The following is a 17,326-nucleotide window of genomic DNA, read 5'->3' as shown; positions in this document are numbered from 1 at the left end:
CATCACTAGCGGAAAACCGACATCGAAGCTGTCCGGGCCGAACACGTCAGAGCATGACAAACCCGGGGTGCAAGCTCCATACTCCGAGCTGTGGCCGAACTGGTGCAGCGCTACCTCGACGGCATCCGCGCCGAACATGCCGGTGTCACCGACGGCGAGCTGGCTCATTACATCCCCGAGCTGGCATCTGCCGATCCGAACGGTTTCGGCCTCTCGCTGTCGTCCGCAGACGGCTTCATCTACGAATCCGGCGACGCATCAGTCGAATTCACGATTCAATCGATCTCCAAGCCGTTGACGTACGCGCTGGCGCTCGAGCGCATCGGGATGGCTGCAGTCGATGCGAAGATCGGCGTGGAACCCTCCGGCGAAGCGTTCAACGAGATCAGCGTGGACCGCGCGACGAAGAAGCCCAAGAACCCGATGATCAACGCCGGGGCGATCGCCGCGGTCTCACTCGTACCCGGCGCCTCTCCCGACGAGCGGTTCGCGCTGATCCGGGGCTTCTACTCGGCGATCGTGGGACGGCGACTCGAACTGGACGATGACATCTACGCCTCCGAGAAGGCTGCCGGCAGCCGCAACCGCGCGATCGGCTACATGCTGCAGAGTCTCGGGGCGCTCGACGACGATCCCGACGAAGTCCTCGACGTGTACTTCCGCCAGTGCTCGCTGCGCGTGACGTCGACGGACCTGGCAAAGATCGGGGCTACGCTCGCCCGCGGCGGTGTCAACCCCCAGACCGGCCGGCGGGTCGTCGGCGCCGCGGTGGTCAGGCGCACGCTGTCGGTGATGGTCACCTGCGGGATGTACGACGCAGCCGGAGACTGGGTCAGCGCGGTGGGCATGCCCGCCAAGAGCGGCGTCGGCGGCGGGATCGTCGCGGTGCTGCCAGGCCAGCTCGGCATCGGGGTGTATTCCCCGTTGCTCGATGGCAAGGGCAACAGTGTGCGCGGAGTTTTGTTGTGCCGCAGCCTGTCCGAACAGCTGGGTCTGCACTTCCTGACGGTGGCGCGAGATTCCCGGTCGACACTGCGTGCGGTGTACGAGCCCCGCCCGGGCGTTCGGGTCTATGAGACCCATGGCGATCTGCTGTTCAGCGGAGCCGAGCAGGTGTTGCGCGTCGCTGACCGGGACCGGGACAACTTCGAGGTCGCGATCCTGGACGTGTCCCGTGTCGACGACATCGACGACACCGCACGGGCACTGCTGTCGGGCATGAGCGCTGCGCTACGGTCCGCCGGCAAGGTCGGCTATCTGGTGGACCCCGACGGGATCGTCATCCGCTCGGAGTCCGAGCTGCAAGCAGTTCGCTTCCACACCGTCGACGCCGCCGTCGACGAAGCGCAGGCCTGGCTGGATCGCACCTGACGCGTCAGTTCGCACTGATCGGAGTGGCCAACCGGATCGGCTCGTCGTATCCGCGCAGGGTCACCGACTCTCCGAGAGTCCAGTGCGCACCTTCGGTTTCGGTGGCGTTGCGCACCACCGAGGCCGAGGCCACCAGCCGTGACGGTTCGTTCTTGGCCAGTTCGCAGAGCCGGGCCGCCTCGTTGACGGGTTCGCCGATGACCGTGTACTCGAAGCGTTCCCACGCGCCGACGTTGCCGGCGACGACATGTCCCGCGGCGACGCCGATGCCCGCCTCGCACTCGGGCACCTCGTCACACAGCCGACGGCTGATGGCCCGCGCCGCCGCCAGCGACTCGTCCTCGGGATGTTCCAGCGACACCGGGGCGCCGAACACCGCCAGCACGGCGTCACCCTCGAATTTGTTCACCAACCCGTGGTAGCGGTCGACCTCCTCGACGATCACCGCAAAGAACCGGTTGAGCAGTTCCACGACCTCGGCGGCCGGCAGGCTGGTCACCAGCTTGGTCGACCCGATGATGTCGACGAAGACGACTGCGGCGTAGCGCTCCTCGCCTCCCAGCTCGGGCCGTTCCTGCTCCGCCAGCGCGGCGACTTCCCGGCCGACGTGACGTCCGAACAGATCACGGACCCGCTCGCGTTCCCGCAGCCCGTGGACCATCGCGTTGAACCCGCGCTGCAGCTGGCCGAGTTCGGTGCCGTCGAAGACCACCAGGCTGGTGTCCAGGTCGCCCTGCTCGACCCGGTTGAGAGCCGCCCGCACCACCCGGACCGGTGTCACCGTGAGCCAGGCCAGGATCCACATCAGAATGGCCCCGAATACGAGGGCGAACAGCGCCAGGATCATCACCGCGACGGTGAACTGGGTTGGTGTCAGGTTGCGTTGGATCAACGTGATTGCGGCTGCGAGGAAGATGCCGAGCACGGGCACCCCGGACCCGAGCGCCCACACCAGCATGGTGCGGCCCATCAGGCCCTCGGCGAAGCGGCGCGGGGGCTTGCCCGCCTCCAGCGCCTGGGCGGCGACAGGGCGCAGCGCGAACTCGGTGAAGAGATAACAACTCGCGGCCACGACGATGCCGGGGAAGCTCACCCCCAGTAGCCATTTCGGGATGTAGGCGGTGTCCTGCACACCGTAGAGCGTGGTGAGGACCAGGGTGCCGAGGCCCCACAGGATCAACAGGACCCGGGTCAGCCGCCACGGGGCCAGAAATGTGTTGCGTTGGTCCGCGCGCGTGGGGGGACGCTCCTCGATCGCCCAGCGCACGTTCTTGATGACCCGCAGCGTGGCCCAGAACACCCCGACAACCAACGCGGTCACCAGATAGACCGGCACCGCGATCGCGGTGATCCAGACGACGTCGCGGTCGAACACGCTTGGGGTGGGGAACGCGACGGTGACCACCAGCGCCGTGACGCCCATCCCGATCAGGTTGGCGATCACCACGAACGTGGTCAGGATGACCTGGATGCGGACCCGTCGTCGACCCTGACTCTCGGAGACGCGGCCGAGGATCCACGAACCGAACTCGGGGGTCGCCGCGACCCTGCCGCTCTGCTTGGTCACTCGTTCCAGCACACGGCCCAGCCGCTGTGCCACCGTCCGGTTCGCCGTCATCGTGGCGTCAGCCTAATGACCGTGTCGGGTCGAGACGTTTGTTCGACGTTTAAGGTGGTTCGGGTGCGTCTCGTGATCGCCCAGTGCACCGTCGACTACGTCGGTCGGCTCACCGCTCATCTGCCGTCGGCCCGGCGCCTACTGCTGTTCAAGTCCGACGGATCGGTCAGCGTGCACGCCGACGACCGGGCCTACAAGCCGCTGAACTGGATGAGCCCGCCGTGCTGGTTGGTCGAGGACGCGGGGGGTGCCGCGCCGGTGTGGGTGGTGGAGAACAAGGCCGGTGAACAACTCCGCATCACCGTCGAGGACATCGAGCACGATTCCAGCCACGAGTTGGGTGTCGACCCCGGGCTGGTGAAGGACGGCGTCGAGGCCCACCTGCAGGCGCTGCTGGCCGAACACGTCGAGTTGCTCGGCTCCGGGTACACGTTGGTCCGCCGCGAGTACATGACCCCGATCGGCCCGGTGGACCTGCTCTGCCGAGACGAGCAGGGCCGCTCGGTGGCGGTGGAGATCAAGCGTCGCGGTGAGATCGACGGGGTCGAACAGCTCACCCGCTACCTCGAGCTGCTCAACCGCGACTCCCTGCTGGCCCCGGTGGCGGGCGTGTTCGCCGCCCAGCAGATCAAGCCGCAGGCACGCACCTTGGCTCAGGACCGCGGGATCCGCTGTCTGACTTTGGATTACGACAAGATGCGCGGCATGGACAGCGACGAGTTCCGGCTGTTCTGATGGTGCGGCGGCGAGCGGCGGGACGGAGAACGCCGAGTCGGAATCCGCTACCGGCGCCCCGGCGTATCGAGGTGGGCGCCGACGGCAACGACTACGAGGTCCGGCCGGTGCCGGCGGCGAGAGCGACGAAGGTCTATCGGTGTCCCGGTTGCGACCACGAGATCAGGCCGGGAACAGCGCATGTGGTCGCGCTGCCGGCGGACTCAGGCGCGCCGCACGCGGTCGAGGACCGCAGACACTGGCACACTGCGTGCTGGACCCACCGGGCGACCCGTGGCCCGACACGCAGGTGGTCGTGACACCGGGGGTCTGGTGGAGGTCTAGTGATCGTCCTCGGCGGCCGCCGGCTCGACGAGCTCGATGAGAACGCCACCCGCATCCTTGGGGTGGATGAAGTTGATCCGCGAGCTGGCGGTGCCGCGCCGCGGGGCGTCATAGAGCAACCGCACACCCTGCTCGCGCAGCCGAGCGGTCAGCGCGTCGATGTCGCTGACGCGGTAGGCCAGCTGCTGCAGGCCCGGGCCACGCTTGTCGATGAACTTGGCGATCGTGCAGGTGTCGTCGATGGGGGCCATCAGTTGCACCTGGGCGCTGCCCAGCGGGGCGCCCCGCACCGACAACATCGCTTCGCGCACACCCTGGTCTTCGTTGACCTCTTCGTGGAGCACGATCATGCCCAGATGATCGTGATACCACTTGATGGCAACGTCCAGGTCGGGCACGGCGATGCCGACGTGGTCGATGGCGGTGACCAGCGCGGTGGCCAGCACAGGACGGGCGTCAGTCTGCTCGGCGGTCATATCGCAAAGGTAACCTAACGACATCGGTTTCGAATAGGTCGGGCCGGATGTATAGCCTGAACTAGCCGTTTCTGAGCCGCTCGAAACCTGCCTGGAGGTACGCATGACGACGTCTGTGATTGTTGCTGGAGCCCGCACGCCGGTCGGCAAGCTGATGGGTTCGCTGAAGGATTTCTCCGGCAGTGATCTCGGTGGGGTCGCCATCGCGGGTGCCCTCGAGAAGGCAGGTCTCCCGGCCTCGGCGGTGCAGTACGTGATCATGGGGCAGGTGCTGACCGCGGGCGCCGGGCAGATGCCGGCCCGTCAGGCGGCCGTGGCCGGCGGAATCGGCTGGGATGTGCCCTCGCTGACCATCAACAAGATGTGTCTGTCGGGCATCGACGCCATCGCGCTGGCCGACCAACTGATCCGTGCCGGGGAGTTCGACGTCGTCGTCGCCGGCGGTCAGGAGTCGATGACCCAGGCGCCGCATCTGCTGATGAACAGCCGGTCCGGCTACAAATACGGCGATGTCACCGCGCTCGATCACCTCGCCTACGACGGTCTGCACGACGTCTTCACCGACCAGCCCATGGGGGCGTTGACCGAGCAGCGCAACGACGTGGATCAGTTCACCCGCGCGGAGCAGGACGAATTCGCCGCGGCATCGCATCAGAAAGCCGCCAGGGCCTGGAAAGACGGCGTCTTCGCCGACGAGGTGGTGCCGGTGAAGATCCCGCAGCGCAAGGGTGATCCGGTTGAATTCACCGAGGACGAGGGCATCCGCGCCGACACCACGGCCCAGTCGCTGGCAGGTCTGCGGCCCGCGTTCCGCAAGGACGGCACCATCACCGCCGGATCTGCCTCCCAGATCTCCGACGGCGCATGCGCGGTCGTGGTGATGAACAAAGCGAAAGCCGAGGAACTCGGGCTGACCTGGCTGTGCGAGATCGGTGCTCACGGCGTCGTCGCCGGACCGGATTCGACACTGCAGAGCCAGCCCGCCAACGCAATCCGCAAGGCGGTGGCCAAGGAAGGCATCAGTCTCGACGACCTCGATGTCATCGAGATCAACGAGGCCTTCTCCGCCGTCGCGCTGGCCTCCACCAAGGAGCTGGGAGTCGACCCCGAGCGGGTGAACACCAACGGCGGGGCCATCGCCATCGGCCATCCGATCGGGATGTCGGGCGCCAGAATCGCGCTGCATGCCGCGCTGGAGTTGGCGCGCCGGGGCGGTGCAGGTGGACGGCCGGGGTATGCGGTGGCAGCGCTGTGCGGCGCCGGCGGCCAGGGTGATGCTCTGATCCTGCGGCGCCCCTGAGCCGCGCGGGCTGATCAACGACGCAACGTAGTAGCTGGGCGGGGATTCCGGCACAATGGTGGCCATGACAAGCGCATTCGACGTTCGCAGTGTCGCGGGATGGTTCCGGCTGATCGCCTTGGCTGAAGCGGTCAGCTGGGTCGGACTGCTGATCGGCATGTACTTCAAGTACCTGGGCTCCCCGCAGACCGAGGTCGGGGTGAAGGTGTTCGGACCCGTGCACGGTGGGGTCTTCGTCGCCTTCGTGGTGGCGGCCGTGCTGGTCGGTCTCGCCCACAAGTGGGGGATCGGCACATGGTTGCTGGCGTTGCTGGGCAGCATCGTGCCGTTGGGCAGTGTGATTTTCCTCATATGGGCTGATCGGACGGGTCGGATGGACCCGTCCTCGGCAACCGCGAGCGTGGTGCCCGCCGGTGGGCAACCAGGGCGGTCGGTACCGGAAACAACGTGACAGACTTGATCTCGTGACTCGTCCTCGACCCCCGATCGCGCCTGCCATGGCGGGCGCCGTTGATCTGTCGGCACTCAAACAGCGGGCCACCGCCCCCAATGAGGGCACGCCGTCGGGTGCCTCCCCCGGCAAGCCCGGCGGAGTGGAAATCACCGAGGCCAATCTGGAAGCCGAGGTGCTGGTTCGCTCCAACGAGGTGCCCGTGGTGGTGGTGCTCTGGTCGCCGCGCAGCGACACGAGCGTCCAGCTCGGTGAAGCGCTGGCCGGCCTCGCCGCCGCCGACGGCCCCAAGTGGGCGTTGGCCACGGTCAACGTCGACACCGTGCCGCGGGTGGCCCAGATGTTCGGCGTGCAGGCGGTACCCACCGTCGTCGCGCTGGCCGCCGGCCAACCGATGTCGAGCTTCCAGGGCATGCAGCCCCCCGATCAGCTGCGGCGCTGGATCGATTCGCTGCTGGACGCCACGGCCGGAAAGCTGACCGGCGCAGCTGACGCCGAGCAGGCCGAGCAGGTCGACCCGGTGGTCGAACAGGCTCGAACGCACCTCGACAACGGGGACTTCGACGCCGCCCTGACCGCCTACCAGCAGATCCTCGAAGGCAATCCGAACCACGCCGAGGCCAACGGCGCGGTGCGTCAGATCGGTTTCCTGCAGCGGGCCACCGCGCACCCGCGGGACGCCGTCGCGGTCGCCGACGCGTCACCGGACGACATCGAGGCGGCGTTCGCCGCCGCCGACGTCGAGGTCCTGCAGCAGAACATCGCAGCGGCGTTCCAGCGGTTGACCGGACTGGTCAAGCGCACCTCGGGTGACGAGCGCACGAAGGTCCGGACGCGGCTAATCGAACTGTTCGAGCTGTTCGACCCCGCCGATCCCGAGGTGATCGCAGGTCGGCGCAACCTCGCCAACGCTCTGTACTGACCGGCCCGGTCAGCCTTCGCTGAACGCGAGATGCGTCAGAGCGGAGTTCATGAAGTCCCGGAAGTGCAGCCACCGGCCGTCACGCAGCGTGATGATGTGGGCGAACTCCGATTCCCATTCGCGGCCGGTGTCGCGTCGCCGGAACCGTTGCCGTCCCCATGCCGCGAGGTCGTCTCCCTCGGAGATGAACTTCCACGCCTGCATCTCGACGATCTCGATTGCGGTGCCCACCCTGGAGAAGAAGGTCAACGCCTCGTCGATGCCCCGGTAGTCGCCCGCATACGGGATCGCCGGGGTCCCGTAGTAGGTGATCCGTATCTCGGGGTCCAGGTGCACGAGGGCGCCATCGAGATCACCGGCCGGGATGGCGGCGTAGATCGCCGCGGTCGCGTCGATGTTGCGCCGGCTCATCGGGTCAGCCGGATCGGCAGCCGGACGAATCCGTGGGTGAGCAGGCTCGCTGTCTGCTTGTCGCCGGGGTCATCGGTCAGGGCGATGCCCCGATAACGGTCGAGGACGGCGTTGAGTACCGCGGTCACCTCCAACCGGGCCAGGGGGGCGCCGAGGCAGAAGTGCACACCATGGCCGAGCGAGAGCTGCTGGCGGATGTTCGGGCGGTCCAGATCGATCTTCTCCGGGTCGGTGAACACGTCGGGATCCCGGTTGGCCGCGCCGAAGAACAACGCCACCCAGTCGCCGCTGCGGATGTCGGCACCGTCGATCTGCACGTCGCGAGTGGCGATCCGGAACAGTCGCTGGGGCGGCCCGTCCACCCGCATCGTCTCCTCGATGAACACCGGCACCAGCGAGCGGTCTGCGCGTACCCGTTCGGCGATCTCCGGTTCCCGGGCGAGCGCGTGCAGCAGGTTGCCGATCAGGTAGGTGGTCGTCTCGCTGCCCGCCACGACCAGCGTCACGCAGAACCGGACGATCTCCTCGGGCGTCAAGCGGTCACCGTCGACCTCGGCGCGCAACAGTGCCGAGATCAGGTCCTCGGCCTCTTCGATGCCGCCACTGGGTGGGCGTTCGGCCAGGTGGCCGGTGTGTTCGACCAACCGTGAGGCGAACGCTGCAACCATCTCCTCGTTGCTGGCGATCCGTTGCTCGGGTGTCAGATCCGACGACAACATGAATGCATTGGCCCACCGTTTGAAGCGGACGTGATCACCCTGGGGCAGGCCGAGTAGCCGGACCATCGCCCGGGTCGGGACCTCGGCGGCGAAATCCATCACATCGACCACCGTCTCCGCGGCGTCGCCGTCGAACTCGGCCAGCAGATGGGGGGCCAGTTCGCCGAGCCAGCTGTCGAGTCGCTTCACCCGTCGCGGTGAGAACGCCTGACTGACCAGCTTGCGCTCGATAGTGTGTCGGGGAGCGTCGGTGTTCACCAGCATCAGGCTCGGCGCCGACGAAGCTTCCTGAATCGGATCGCGAGAGGAGAACGTCTCGGGGTCACGGGCCGCGGCGAAAATCTGTTCGTAGCGGAACAACGCCCAGGCGGTGACCGGCTCGTCGGCTCCCGGCACGGTGCCCGGCGGCCAGTCGCGATAGCCGGCAACCGGCGACGCGGCCCTCAGGGTGTCGTAGAGGGGGTACGGGTTGGCTATCCCCTCCGGGGTGGTGAGCAGGTCGAGGGCAGAACCGGTGATCGCGGAATCGCCGCGGGTGAAGGTCATGGTTGAAGCCTGATCCGCGACGTCGGCCTGGTCGATCCCCCGATGGGACGCACTTGTTCTCCCGTCCGGGCGGATTCACCTCCCAGGCCCCGCAAGCGGTGAGACGATCGGCGGACGATGGCGATCACCGACCTGGCTACCGATGCCTCCGGCGTGCCCGCACCGACCGCGCTGGCCGACGACGGCCACCCCGGATGGGCGTCGCGCCCGGAGCGCGCCACCGCCGTGTCCCGTCGCATCCAGGAGGCGCGCGAACAGGGGCTGATCCACTGCGACGCCGGGGACATGCCGGCGCAGGCAGTGGCCGAGGCCGTCGACGCGGCGGCCGCCGTCGTGCGGTGCGCGCTGGAGGGCCACGGCGATGACGAAGCCCTGGCCGCGCTGGAGTCGGTGCTGGATCTGTCGCTGCTCGAGCGTGAACTGATCGAGGACGGCGCCCACCGGCGCGGCCGGGCGCTGCTGCGGGTGCAGGACGGATTGAGCAAGCTGCGCGCGGTCGACGGGGTCGCCGAGATCGTCGACCGGGCGCCCCGGGAACTGGTCGAATCGTGCGGTTTCGACCGAGCGGTGTTGTTCCGCGTCCACGACGGTCGGATGGTGATGGAGGCCGCCTATTTCGGCGACGACAGCGCGGGGGCCGAGAAGATGGTGGCATTCGCGCAGTCGGTGGCCCCTCCGCTGGATCACATGTTGCTCGAGACCGAGATGATCCGGAAGCGGGCGCCTGCGATCGTCCGCGACGCGACCACCGATCCCCGGGTCAACCGGCCGATCATCGACTTCTCACTGACCAGGTCCTACGTCGCCGCCCCGGTGATGCCCACCGGCCAGGTCATCGGCTTCCTGCACGCCGACCGCCTGTACTCCGGTCAAACCGTGGACGACATAGATCGTGACACCGTGTGGGCCTTCGCCGAGGGCTTCGGGTACGCGTTCGAGCGCACGGTGTTGATGGAGCGGATGCGTCGCCAGCAGGCCGACGTGCGGAACGCCCTGGCGACCGCCGAAGCCGCAGCCCGAGCGTTGCAGGATGCCGACCTGGACCTGCGGAAGGTGGAACCCCCGGAGCAGAGTTCGGCAGCGCGCTCGCTGGTCGAACCGGAGTCCATCCGGGCGGTCCTGACCCGTCGCGAGGTCGAGGTGTTACGGCTGATGGCGGCAGGGCGCACCAACCAGCAGATCGCCGGCGACCTGGTCATCTCGACGGGGACGGTGAAATCCCACGTCAAGCGGGTGTTGCGCAAACTTCGCGCGACGAACCGGGCCGAGGCGGCTTCCACCTACGTGAGGCTGGCCAGCGTGCCGGACGCGGGTTGGCTCTAACCGACGACCGGTTCGAACCACAGCGCCGAGAGCGGGGGCAGCGTCATGACAGCCGACGCCGGCCGACCGTGCCACGGCTCGTCGGTCGCCTCGACCGCGCCGTAGTTGCCGATGCCCGATCCGTGGTAGGAGTCGGAGTCGGTGTTGAGCACCTCGCGCCAGGAGCCGGTGTGGGGCAGGCCGAGCCGGTACCGCGGGTGTTCGGCACCCGAGAAGTTGAACACGCACGCCATCATCGAGCCGTCGTCGCCGAACCGCAGGAAGCTCAGCACGTTACTGGCCGAGTCGTTGGCGTCGATCCAGGAGTAGCCCTCGGGCGAGGAGTCGCGTGACCACAGGGCACGGCTGCGGCGATAGACGCTGTTGGCGTCGCCCAGCATCCGCAGGATCCCGTCCGAGAAACCGTTTTCGTCCAGCTGGAACCAGTCGACCCCGCGCTCTTCGGACCACTCGGCACGCTGGCCGAACTCCTGTCCCATGAAGAGCAACTGCTTGCCGGGGTGTGCCCACTGGTAGGCGAGCAGGCTGCGGATACCGGCAGCCTTCATGTGGTCGTTTCCGGGCATCCGGTCCCACAGCGTGCCCTTGCCGTGCACCACCTCGTCGTGACTGATGGGCAGCACGAAGTTCTCGCTGAACGCGTAGAGCAGCGAGAACGTCAACTCGTGGTGGTGGTAGCTGCGGTGGATCGGGTCGCGCTTGATGAACTCCAGCGTGTCGTTCATCCAGCCCATGTTCCACTTCATCGAAAAGCCCAGCCCGCCGAGGTTCGTCGGGCGGGTGACGCCCGGCCACGACGTGGACTCCTCGGCGATGGTGACGATTCCCGGGTTGATCTTGTGGACGGTGGCGTTCATCTCCTGCAGGAACTGCACTGCTTCGAGGTTCTCGCGGCCACCGTGGACGTTCGGTGTCCAACCGCCCTCGGGCCGTGAGTAGTCCAGGTAGAGCATCGACGCGACGGCGTCCACCCGCAGCCCGTCGATGTGGTACTCCTGCAGCCAGTACAACGCGTTGGCGACCAGGAAGTTGCGAACCTCCGCCCGGCCGAAGTCGAAGACATAGGTGCCCCAGTCCAACTGCTCGCCGCGGCGCGGATCGGCGTGCTCGTAGAGCGCGGTTCCGTCGAACCGGCCCAGCGCCCACGCGTCCTTCGGGAAGTGGGCGGGCACCCAGTCGACGAGAACCCCGATGCCGGCCTGGTGCAGCGTGTCCACGAGATGACGGAACTCGTCGGGTGTGCCGAACCGCGAGGACGGTGCGTAGTAGGACGTCACCTGGTAGCCCCAGGAGCCGCCGAAGGGATGCTCGGCGACGGGAAGCATCTGCACATGGGTGTATCCGTGTGCCACCACGTAGTCGGTGAGCTGGTCGGCCAACTCGGTGTAGCTGAGCCCCGGTCGCCACGAGCCCAGATGAACCTCGTAGGTGCTCATCGGCTCGAACACCGGGTTGCGCAGCGTGCGGCCGGCCATCCACTCGTCGTCGGCCCAGGTGTACTCGCTGTGGGTGACGCGCGACGCGGTCTGCGGCGGCACCTCGGTGGCGAACGCCATCGGGTCGGCGCGTTCGGTGACCACGCCGTCGGCGCCGTGCACCTTGAACTTGTAGAGTCCGCCGACCGGGAACCCCGGCCAGAACAGTTCCCACACGCCGGTGGAGCCCAGCGCGCGCATCTGCGCCTCGTTGCCGTCCCAGTGGTTGAACTCCCCGATCAGGGTGACGCCCTTGGCGTTGGGCGCCCACACCGCGAACGAGACACCCTCGACGACGCCGTCGGCAGTGGTGAAACTGCGCGGGTGCGCGCCCAGGATCTCCCACAGCCGCTCGTGGCGCCCTTCGGCGAACAGGTGCAGGTCGATCTCGCCGAGCGTGGGCAAGAAGCGGTATGCGTCGGCGACCGCGTGCACGTGCGGCTTCTCGCCGCCGTTGTCGTAGCTGATCTCGAGGCGGTAGTCGATCAGATCGGTGAACGGCAGCGCAATGGCGAACAGCCCCGATTCGACGTGTTCGAAGCGGTGCCGCCGGCCGCCGATCACCGCGTCGACCGCCACGGCGTGCGGGCGATAGGCGCGGATGACCGTGTGGTCGCCGTACTCGTGCGCGCCCAGCACCGAGTGCGGATCGTGGTGGTCGCCGGTCAGGAGGCGGTTGAGGTCGGTGGTGTGCGGTCGCAGATGCGGGCTCTGCACCTGGTTGGTCAGGTTGGACGCTTTGGTCATGTCGTCACTCCCTACGCAGAAGGGTCAGTCGTCGGTCGGCGGGCAGCTGGGGCATGTTGAGCACATGCGCCACCGCCCGGGCGGGTTCGAGGCGAACGTAGTTGCCCTGACCCCAGTGATATTCATCTCCGGTGATCTCGTCGCGCACCCAGAAGCGGTCCTGCTGCTCCATTCCCAGCGCGTCCATGTCCAGCCACAACGTGCCCTCCTCGGGGCCGAACGGATTGAGGGTGACCACCACGAGCACCTGATCCCCGGTTTCCGGATCGAACTTGCTGTAGGCCAGCAGCGCGTCGTTGTCGATGTGGTGGAACGTCACGGTGCGCAGCTGCTGCAGCGCGGGGTGCAGGCGCCGGACCTCGTTGAGCCGGGTCAAGAACGGTTCGAGGGACTCGCCGTCGGCCATCGCCGCGTCGAAATCGCGGGGGCGCAGTTCGTACTTCTCGGAATTGAGATACTCCTCGCTGCCCTCACGGACCGCGCGGTGCTCGAAGAGTTCAAAGCCCGAGTACACCCCCCACGTGGGACTCATCGTCGCCGCCAGCACCGCGCGGATCGCGAACATGCCCGGCCCGCCGTGCTGCAGGCTCTCGTGCAGGATGTCGGGCGTGTTCACCCACAGGCTCTGACGGCTGTAGTCGGCGTGCTCGGCGATCGACTGGCCGAATTCGGTCAGCTCCCACTTGGCGGTACGCCACGTGAAGTACGTGTAGGACTGGGTGAACCCGAGCTTGGCCAGCCCGAACAGCCGCGCCGGCCGGGTGAACGCCTCCGCGAGGAACAGCACGTCGGGATCTTCGTTCTTGACCTCGCCGATCAGCCACGCCCAGAAGTTCGGCGGCTTGGTGTGCGGGTTGTCGACGCGGAAGACCTTGACGCCGTGAGAGATCCAGTATCGCACCACCCGCAGTACTTCTTCGTACAACCCGGCCGGGTCGTTGTCGAAGTTCAGGGGGTAGATGTCCTGGTACTTCTTCGGCGGGTTCTCCGCGTAGGCGATGGTGCCGTCCGGCAACACCGTGAACCACTCCGGGTGCTGTTGTGCCCACGGGTGGTCGGGGGCGCATTGCAGCGCCAGGTCGAGGGCCACCTCCAGGCCGTGGTCGCGGGCGGCCGCGACGAATTCGTCGAAATCCTCGATGGTGCCGAGCGCCGGGTGCACCGCATCGTGCCCGCCCTCGTCGCTGCCGATCGCCCAGGGCGAGCCGACGTCGTCAGGCGCGGCGGTGACGCTGTTGTTGCGCCCTTTGCGGTGCACCTTCCCGATCGGATGGATCGGCGGCAGGTAGGCGATGTCGAAACCCATCCGGGCGATTCGGGGCAACGCCTTGGTTGCGGTGGCGAACGTGCCGTGCACGGGGTTACCCGAACTGTCCCACCCACCGGTCGACCGGGGGAAGAACTCGTACCACGAACTGAACCGTGCCAACGGCCGATCCACCCACACCCCGTGCTGCTCGTCCCGCGTGATCAGCTCGCGCAACGGATACTGGTAGAGCAGGTCGGTCACGTCGGGTGCCAGTGCCGGGCCCGCGCGCCAGAACGGGTCGCCGGGTTCGCGCAGCCGCTCCGCGGCTTCGATCAGCGGGTACCGCATCTGCCGCGGCACCCCGGCCGCAGCGCGTTCCAGCAGGCGGGCTCCCACCAGCAGGTCGTTGGACAACTCGCCTTCACTCTGGCCGGCGTCCAGCTTGGCGATCACATGCTGGCGCCAGGTCGCGATCGGGTCACCCCAGCCGTCGACACGGTAGGTCCACAGGCCGACGGCGTCGGGACTGAACTGGCCGTGGAACACATCTGGTGTGCTGCCCGGCAGCATCGGCACGGTGACGGGGCGGACCCGCGGCGCGTTCACCAGTTCCTGGATCGGGACCGGCTCAGGGGCCCGCACCCGCCCGGGTGGCTCGTCGGCCAGCGGGGGATAGGTCGTCCCGTGGTAACGCACCACCAGCGTGGCGGACACTGCGTCGTGGCCTTCGCGCCACACCGTCGCTGTCACCGGCACCACCTCGCCGACGACCGCCTTGGCCGGGAACCGTCCGCCGGATACCACGGGCGCAACGTCATCGATCTCGATCCGACCGGCGGTCACTGGCCACTCCTTGCCCGTGCGGCGCGCGCCGCGCGTGTCGATGTCTGGTCTGGTTCGCTGCCTGGTTGTTCGACCCTCTGGCGCTTATACCCACCGTAGTGCGGACCTCAACCTCGCGGAGCCCGAAGCGGACGCCTACGAACTGATCTGCGCGGGCCACAACGTCAGTAAGGTTGGCTCGCGTGAAAGCTCTCCGCCGGTTCACCGTCCGCGCCCACCTCCCTGAGCGGCTCCGCGCGCTCGAACAGCTCTCCAGCAATCTGCGGTGGTCGTGGGACAAGCCGACCCAGGATTTGTTCGAAACCATGGATCCCGCGCTGTGGAAACAGGTCGGCTGCGATCCGGTGTCGATGCTCGGTCACGTCGGCCCGGAGAGAGTCGACGAGTTGGCCCGCGACGAGTCGTTCGTGCAGCGCCTCGACGCCCTGGCCGCTGATCTCGACGACTATCTGAGCAGGCCGCTGTGGTATCAGCAGCTCGCCGCCGAGACCGGCGGCGGTGCCGACGGTGCGCTGCCCAAGGGCATCGCTTACTTCTCGATGGAGTTCGGCGTCGCCGAGGTGCTTCCGAACTACTCGGGCGGCCTGGGAATCCTCGCCGGTGATCACCTCAAGTCGGCCTCGGACCTGGGCCTTCCACTGATCGCGGTGGGGCTGCACTACCGGTCGGGGTACTTCAGGCAGTCGTTGACCGCCGACGGGTGGCAGCGTGAGAGCTATCCGTCGCTCGATCCGCAGGGTCTGCCGCTGCGCCTGCTCGTCGACGCGTCGGGCGAGGCGATCCTGATCGAGTTGGCCCTGCCCGACGATGCACAGCTCGCCGCACGTATCTGGATCGCGCAGGTAGGCCGAATTCCGTTGCTGCTGCTCGATTCCGACATCCCCGAGAACGAACACGACCTGCGCGGGGTCACCGACCGGCTCTACGGCGGCGACCAGGAGCACCGGATACGGCAGGAGATCCTCGCCGGCATCGGCGGGGTCCGGGCCATCCGGGCGTTCACCGCCGCCGAGGGTCTGCCGTCGCCCGAGGTGTTCCACATGAACGAGGGGCACGCCGGTTTCCTGGGTGCGGAACGCATTCGCGAGCTCATCGAGGCCGGGCTGGACTTCGACACCGCGCTCACCGTCGTCCGCGCGTCGACGGTGTTCACCACCCACACGCCGGTTCCGGCCGGCATCGACCGTTTTCCGGTCGAGTTGGTCGAACGCTACTTCGGGCCGGATCCGGGGGCGGTGGGTTCGCGACTGTTGCCCGGTGTGCCCGTCGACCGCATCGTCGCCTTCGGCGACGAAGACGACGCAACCAAGTTCAACATGGCCCACATGGGTCTTCGGCTGGCTCAGCGCGCCAACGGGGTGTCGCTGTTGCACGGGCACGTCAGCCGCGGGATGTTCAACGACCTGTGGCCCGGATTCGACCAGGCGGAGGTGCCGATCGGCTCGATCACCAACGGTGTGCACGCGCCCACCTGGGCCGCGCCGCAGTGGACGGAGCTGGGCCGTGAGTTGCTGGGCAGCGACGACCTGAGCTCGCTGCGCGAACCGCAGACCTGGGAGCGGCTCAAGAAGGTCGACCCCGGACACATGTGGTGGATACGTTCTCAGTTGCGGGAGGCACTGGTCCAGGACGTACGCGCCCGGATCCGGCGTTCCTGGCTCGAGCGCGGCGCTGCGGAGGCCGAACTGGGTTGGACTGCAACGGCTTTCGATCCGGCGGTACTGACCATCGGGTTCGCCCGCCGGGTGCCCACCTACAAGCGCCTGACGTTGATGCTGCGAGATCCGGACCGGCTGGAGAAGTTGCTCCTCGACGACAAACGCCCGATCCAATTGATAGTTGCGGGTAAAGCGCATCCGGCCGACGAGGGAGGCAAAGCGCTGATCCAACAGGTGGTGCGCTTCGCCGACCGCCCGCAAGTGCGTCACCGCATCGCGTTTCTTCCCGACTACGACATGTCGATGGCCCGGCAGCTGTACTACGGCTGTGATGTCTGGCTGAACAACCCGTTGCGGCCGCTCGAGGCGTGCGGCACCTCCGGGATGAAGAGTGCGCTCAACGGCGGGCTGAACCTGTCGATCCGGGACGGGTGGTGGGACGAGTGGTTCGACGGCGAGAACGGATGGGAGATTCCGACCGCCGACGGGCTGGCCGACGAGGACCGGCGTGACGACATCGAGGCGTCCGCCCTCTACGACCTGCTCGAGCAGACGGTGGCGCCCAAGTTCTACGACCGGGACGAAGGCGGGATCCCGACACGTTGGGTCGAGATGGTCCGCCACACCCTGCAGGTGCTCGGCCCCAAGGTGCTGGCGTCGCGGATGGTGCAGGACTACACCGAGAAGTACTACATCCCGGCGGCCCGGTCGCTACGGCGGACGATCGAACCCGGCAGTTCCAGCGCCGGCGATTTCGACGCACCGTTCGGCGCTGCCCGCGAACTCGCGCAGTACCGGCATCGCGTCCACCGGGCCTGGCCGCAGATCGAGATCACCGACGTGGACAGCTACGGGCTGCCCGACACGCCGTTGCTGGGTTCGCAACTCACGCTGACCGCGCAGGTGGACCTTGCCGGACTGCAGCCCGAAGAGGTGTCGGTGCAGGCGGTGCTCGGCCGCGTCGACGCTGCCGAAGCCCTGGTCGATCCCGTCGCCGTACCGATGCGGCACACCGGAGCCGTCGACGGCGGCAAGGAGATGTTCACGGCGACCACACCGCTGCCCATCACCGGTTCGGTCGGTTACACCGTCCGGGTGCTGCCGCACCACCGGCTGCTCGCCGCCGACAACGAACTCGGTCTGGTCACGCTCGCGTGA

General features: G+C 67.6%; 14 protein-coding genes. 8 read left to right on the top strand and 6 right to left on the bottom strand.

Annotated elements, in window-relative coordinates; translation table 11 throughout:
- Positions 1–90: 90 nt before the first annotated feature.
- On the top strand, positions 91–1,371 hold the full coding sequence (gene glsA, locus G6N53_RS24540) for a glutaminase A (RefSeq protein ID WP_163893431.1): 1,281 nt from the start codon (positions 91–93) through the stop codon (positions 1,369–1,371).
- Between the two features lie 4 nt (positions 1,372–1,375).
- Here the strand turns inward: glsA and G6N53_RS24535 are convergent, their stop codons facing one another.
- On the bottom strand, positions 1,376–2,989 hold the full coding sequence (locus G6N53_RS24535; protein WP_163893428.1) for an adenylate/guanylate cyclase domain-containing protein: 1,614 nt from the start codon (positions 2,987–2,989) through the stop codon (positions 1,376–1,378).
- Between the two features lie 63 nt (positions 2,990–3,052).
- Here G6N53_RS24535 and nucS point away from each other — a divergent pair, with 63 nt between their 5' ends.
- Positions 3,053–3,724 carry an endonuclease NucS gene (gene nucS, locus G6N53_RS24530; RefSeq protein ID WP_163893426.1) on the top strand — a complete coding sequence of 224 codons (672 nt, stop codon included), beginning with the start codon at positions 3,053–3,055 and terminating at the stop codon, positions 3,722–3,724.
- Positions 3,724–4,023 carry an Rv1322 family protein gene (locus tag G6N53_RS30335; protein ID WP_163893423.1) on the top strand — a complete coding sequence of 100 codons (300 nt, stop codon included), beginning with the start codon at positions 3,724–3,726 and terminating at the stop codon, positions 4,021–4,023. Before nucS ends, G6N53_RS30335 begins: the two co-directional genes overlap by 1 nt.
- A 21-nt stretch (positions 4,024–4,044) precedes the next feature.
- Here G6N53_RS30335 and mce read toward each other — a convergent pair whose 3' ends face one another.
- Positions 4,045–4,524, bottom strand: coding sequence for a methylmalonyl-CoA epimerase (gene mce, locus G6N53_RS24520; protein ID WP_163893420.1), 480 nt, complete (start codon positions 4,522–4,524; stop codon positions 4,045–4,047).
- A 103-nt stretch (positions 4,525–4,627) separates the two neighbouring features.
- Here mce and G6N53_RS24515 point away from each other — a divergent pair, with 103 nt between their 5' ends.
- The 3 genes from G6N53_RS24515 to G6N53_RS24505 are packed head-to-tail and all read left to right on the top strand — an operon-like array spanning position 4,628 to position 7,197.
- Positions 4,628–5,824, top strand: a complete 1,197-nt coding sequence (locus G6N53_RS24515) for an acetyl-CoA C-acetyltransferase (RefSeq protein WP_163893418.1) — start codon at positions 4,628–4,630, stop codon at positions 5,822–5,824.
- A 55-nt stretch (positions 5,825–5,879) separates the two neighbouring features.
- The gene (locus G6N53_RS24510) at positions 5,880–6,275 is read left to right on the top strand and encodes a DUF3817 domain-containing protein (RefSeq protein WP_205390452.1); all 396 of its coding nucleotides are present in this window, start codon (positions 5,880–5,882) and stop codon (positions 6,273–6,275) included.
- Positions 6,276–6,288: 13 nt separating this feature from the next.
- Complete coding sequence (locus G6N53_RS24505) at positions 6,289–7,197, top strand: tetratricopeptide repeat protein (RefSeq protein WP_205390451.1); 909 nt, start codon at positions 6,289–6,291, stop codon at positions 7,195–7,197.
- 9 nt (positions 7,198–7,206) lie between these two features.
- Here the strand turns inward: G6N53_RS24505 and G6N53_RS24500 are convergent, their stop codons facing one another.
- A complete protein-coding gene (locus G6N53_RS24500; protein ID WP_205390450.1) occupies positions 7,207–7,608 on the bottom strand; it encodes a nuclear transport factor 2 family protein in 402 nt (133 codons plus the stop codon).
- Positions 7,605–8,873, bottom strand: coding sequence for a cytochrome P450 (locus G6N53_RS24495; protein ID WP_163893412.1), 1,269 nt, complete (start codon positions 8,871–8,873; stop codon positions 7,605–7,607). Before G6N53_RS24495 ends, G6N53_RS24500 begins: the two co-directional genes overlap by 4 nt.
- Positions 8,874–8,990: 117 nt before the next feature.
- Here G6N53_RS24495 and G6N53_RS24490 point away from each other — a divergent pair, with 117 nt between their 5' ends.
- The gene (locus G6N53_RS24490; RefSeq protein WP_163893409.1) at positions 8,991–10,196 is read left to right on the top strand and encodes a LuxR C-terminal-related transcriptional regulator; all 1,206 of its coding nucleotides are present in this window, start codon (positions 8,991–8,993) and stop codon (positions 10,194–10,196) included.
- On the opposite strand, the gene glgB is transcribed toward G6N53_RS24490, so the two are convergent.
- Both glgB and G6N53_RS24480 read right to left on the bottom strand, forming a co-directional pair.
- The gene (gene glgB, locus G6N53_RS24485) at positions 10,193–12,418 is read right to left on the bottom strand and encodes a 1,4-alpha-glucan branching protein GlgB (protein ID WP_163893406.1); all 2,226 of its coding nucleotides are present in this window, start codon (positions 12,416–12,418) and stop codon (positions 10,193–10,195) included. The two genes, G6N53_RS24490 and glgB, sit on opposite strands and share 4 nt — an antisense overlap.
- A 4-nt stretch (positions 12,419–12,422) precedes the next feature.
- Entirely contained in the window at positions 12,423–14,510 is a 2,088-nt protein-coding gene (locus G6N53_RS24480) for an alpha-1,4-glucan--maltose-1-phosphate maltosyltransferase (protein ID WP_163893403.1), read from the bottom strand.
- 182 nt (positions 14,511–14,692) lie between these two features.
- Here G6N53_RS24480 and glgP point away from each other — a divergent pair, with 182 nt between their 5' ends.
- A complete protein-coding gene (gene glgP / locus G6N53_RS24475; protein ID WP_163893400.1) occupies positions 14,693–17,326 on the top strand; it encodes an alpha-glucan family phosphorylase in 2,634 nt (877 codons plus the stop codon).

Source organism: Mycolicibacterium hippocampi, assembly GCF_010723735.1.
Lineage (GTDB): Bacteria > Actinomycetota > Actinomycetes > Mycobacteriales > Mycobacteriaceae > Mycobacterium > Mycobacterium hippocampi.
The sequence above is the reverse complement of the archived record's forward strand: the minus strand, read 5'-3'. Positions and strand labels throughout refer to the sequence as shown.

Bases quoted from the DNA above. Each gene is read 5' to 3' on its own strand.
- G6N53_RS24510 (WP_205390452.1), top strand. From the start codon at position 5,880: ATGGTGGCCATGACAAGCGCATTCGACGTTCGCAGTGTCGCGGGATGG.
- G6N53_RS24535 (WP_163893428.1), bottom strand. From the start codon at position 2,989: ATGACGGCGAACCGGACGGTGGCACAGCGGCTGGGCCGTGTGCTGGAA.
- G6N53_RS24500 (WP_205390450.1), bottom strand. From the start codon at position 7,608: ATGAGCCGGCGCAACATCGACGCGACCGCGGCGATCTACGCCGCCATC.
- G6N53_RS24490 (WP_163893409.1), top strand. From the start codon at position 8,991: ATGGCGATCACCGACCTGGCTACCGATGCCTCCGGCGTGCCCGCACCG.
- G6N53_RS24515 (WP_163893418.1), top strand. From the start codon at position 4,628: ATGACGACGTCTGTGATTGTTGCTGGAGCCCGCACGCCGGTCGGCAAG.
- G6N53_RS24495 (WP_163893412.1), bottom strand. From the start codon at position 8,873: ATGACCTTCACCCGCGGCGATTCCGCGATCACCGGTTCTGCCCTCGAC.
- G6N53_RS30335 (WP_163893423.1), top strand. From the start codon at position 3,724: ATGGTGCGGCGGCGAGCGGCGGGACGGAGAACGCCGAGTCGGAATCCG.
- mce (WP_163893420.1), bottom strand. From the start codon at position 4,524: ATGACCGCCGAGCAGACTGACGCCCGTCCTGTGCTGGCCACCGCGCTG.
- glgB (WP_163893406.1), bottom strand. From the start codon at position 12,418: ATGACCAAAGCGTCCAACCTGACCAACCAGGTGCAGAGCCCGCATCTG.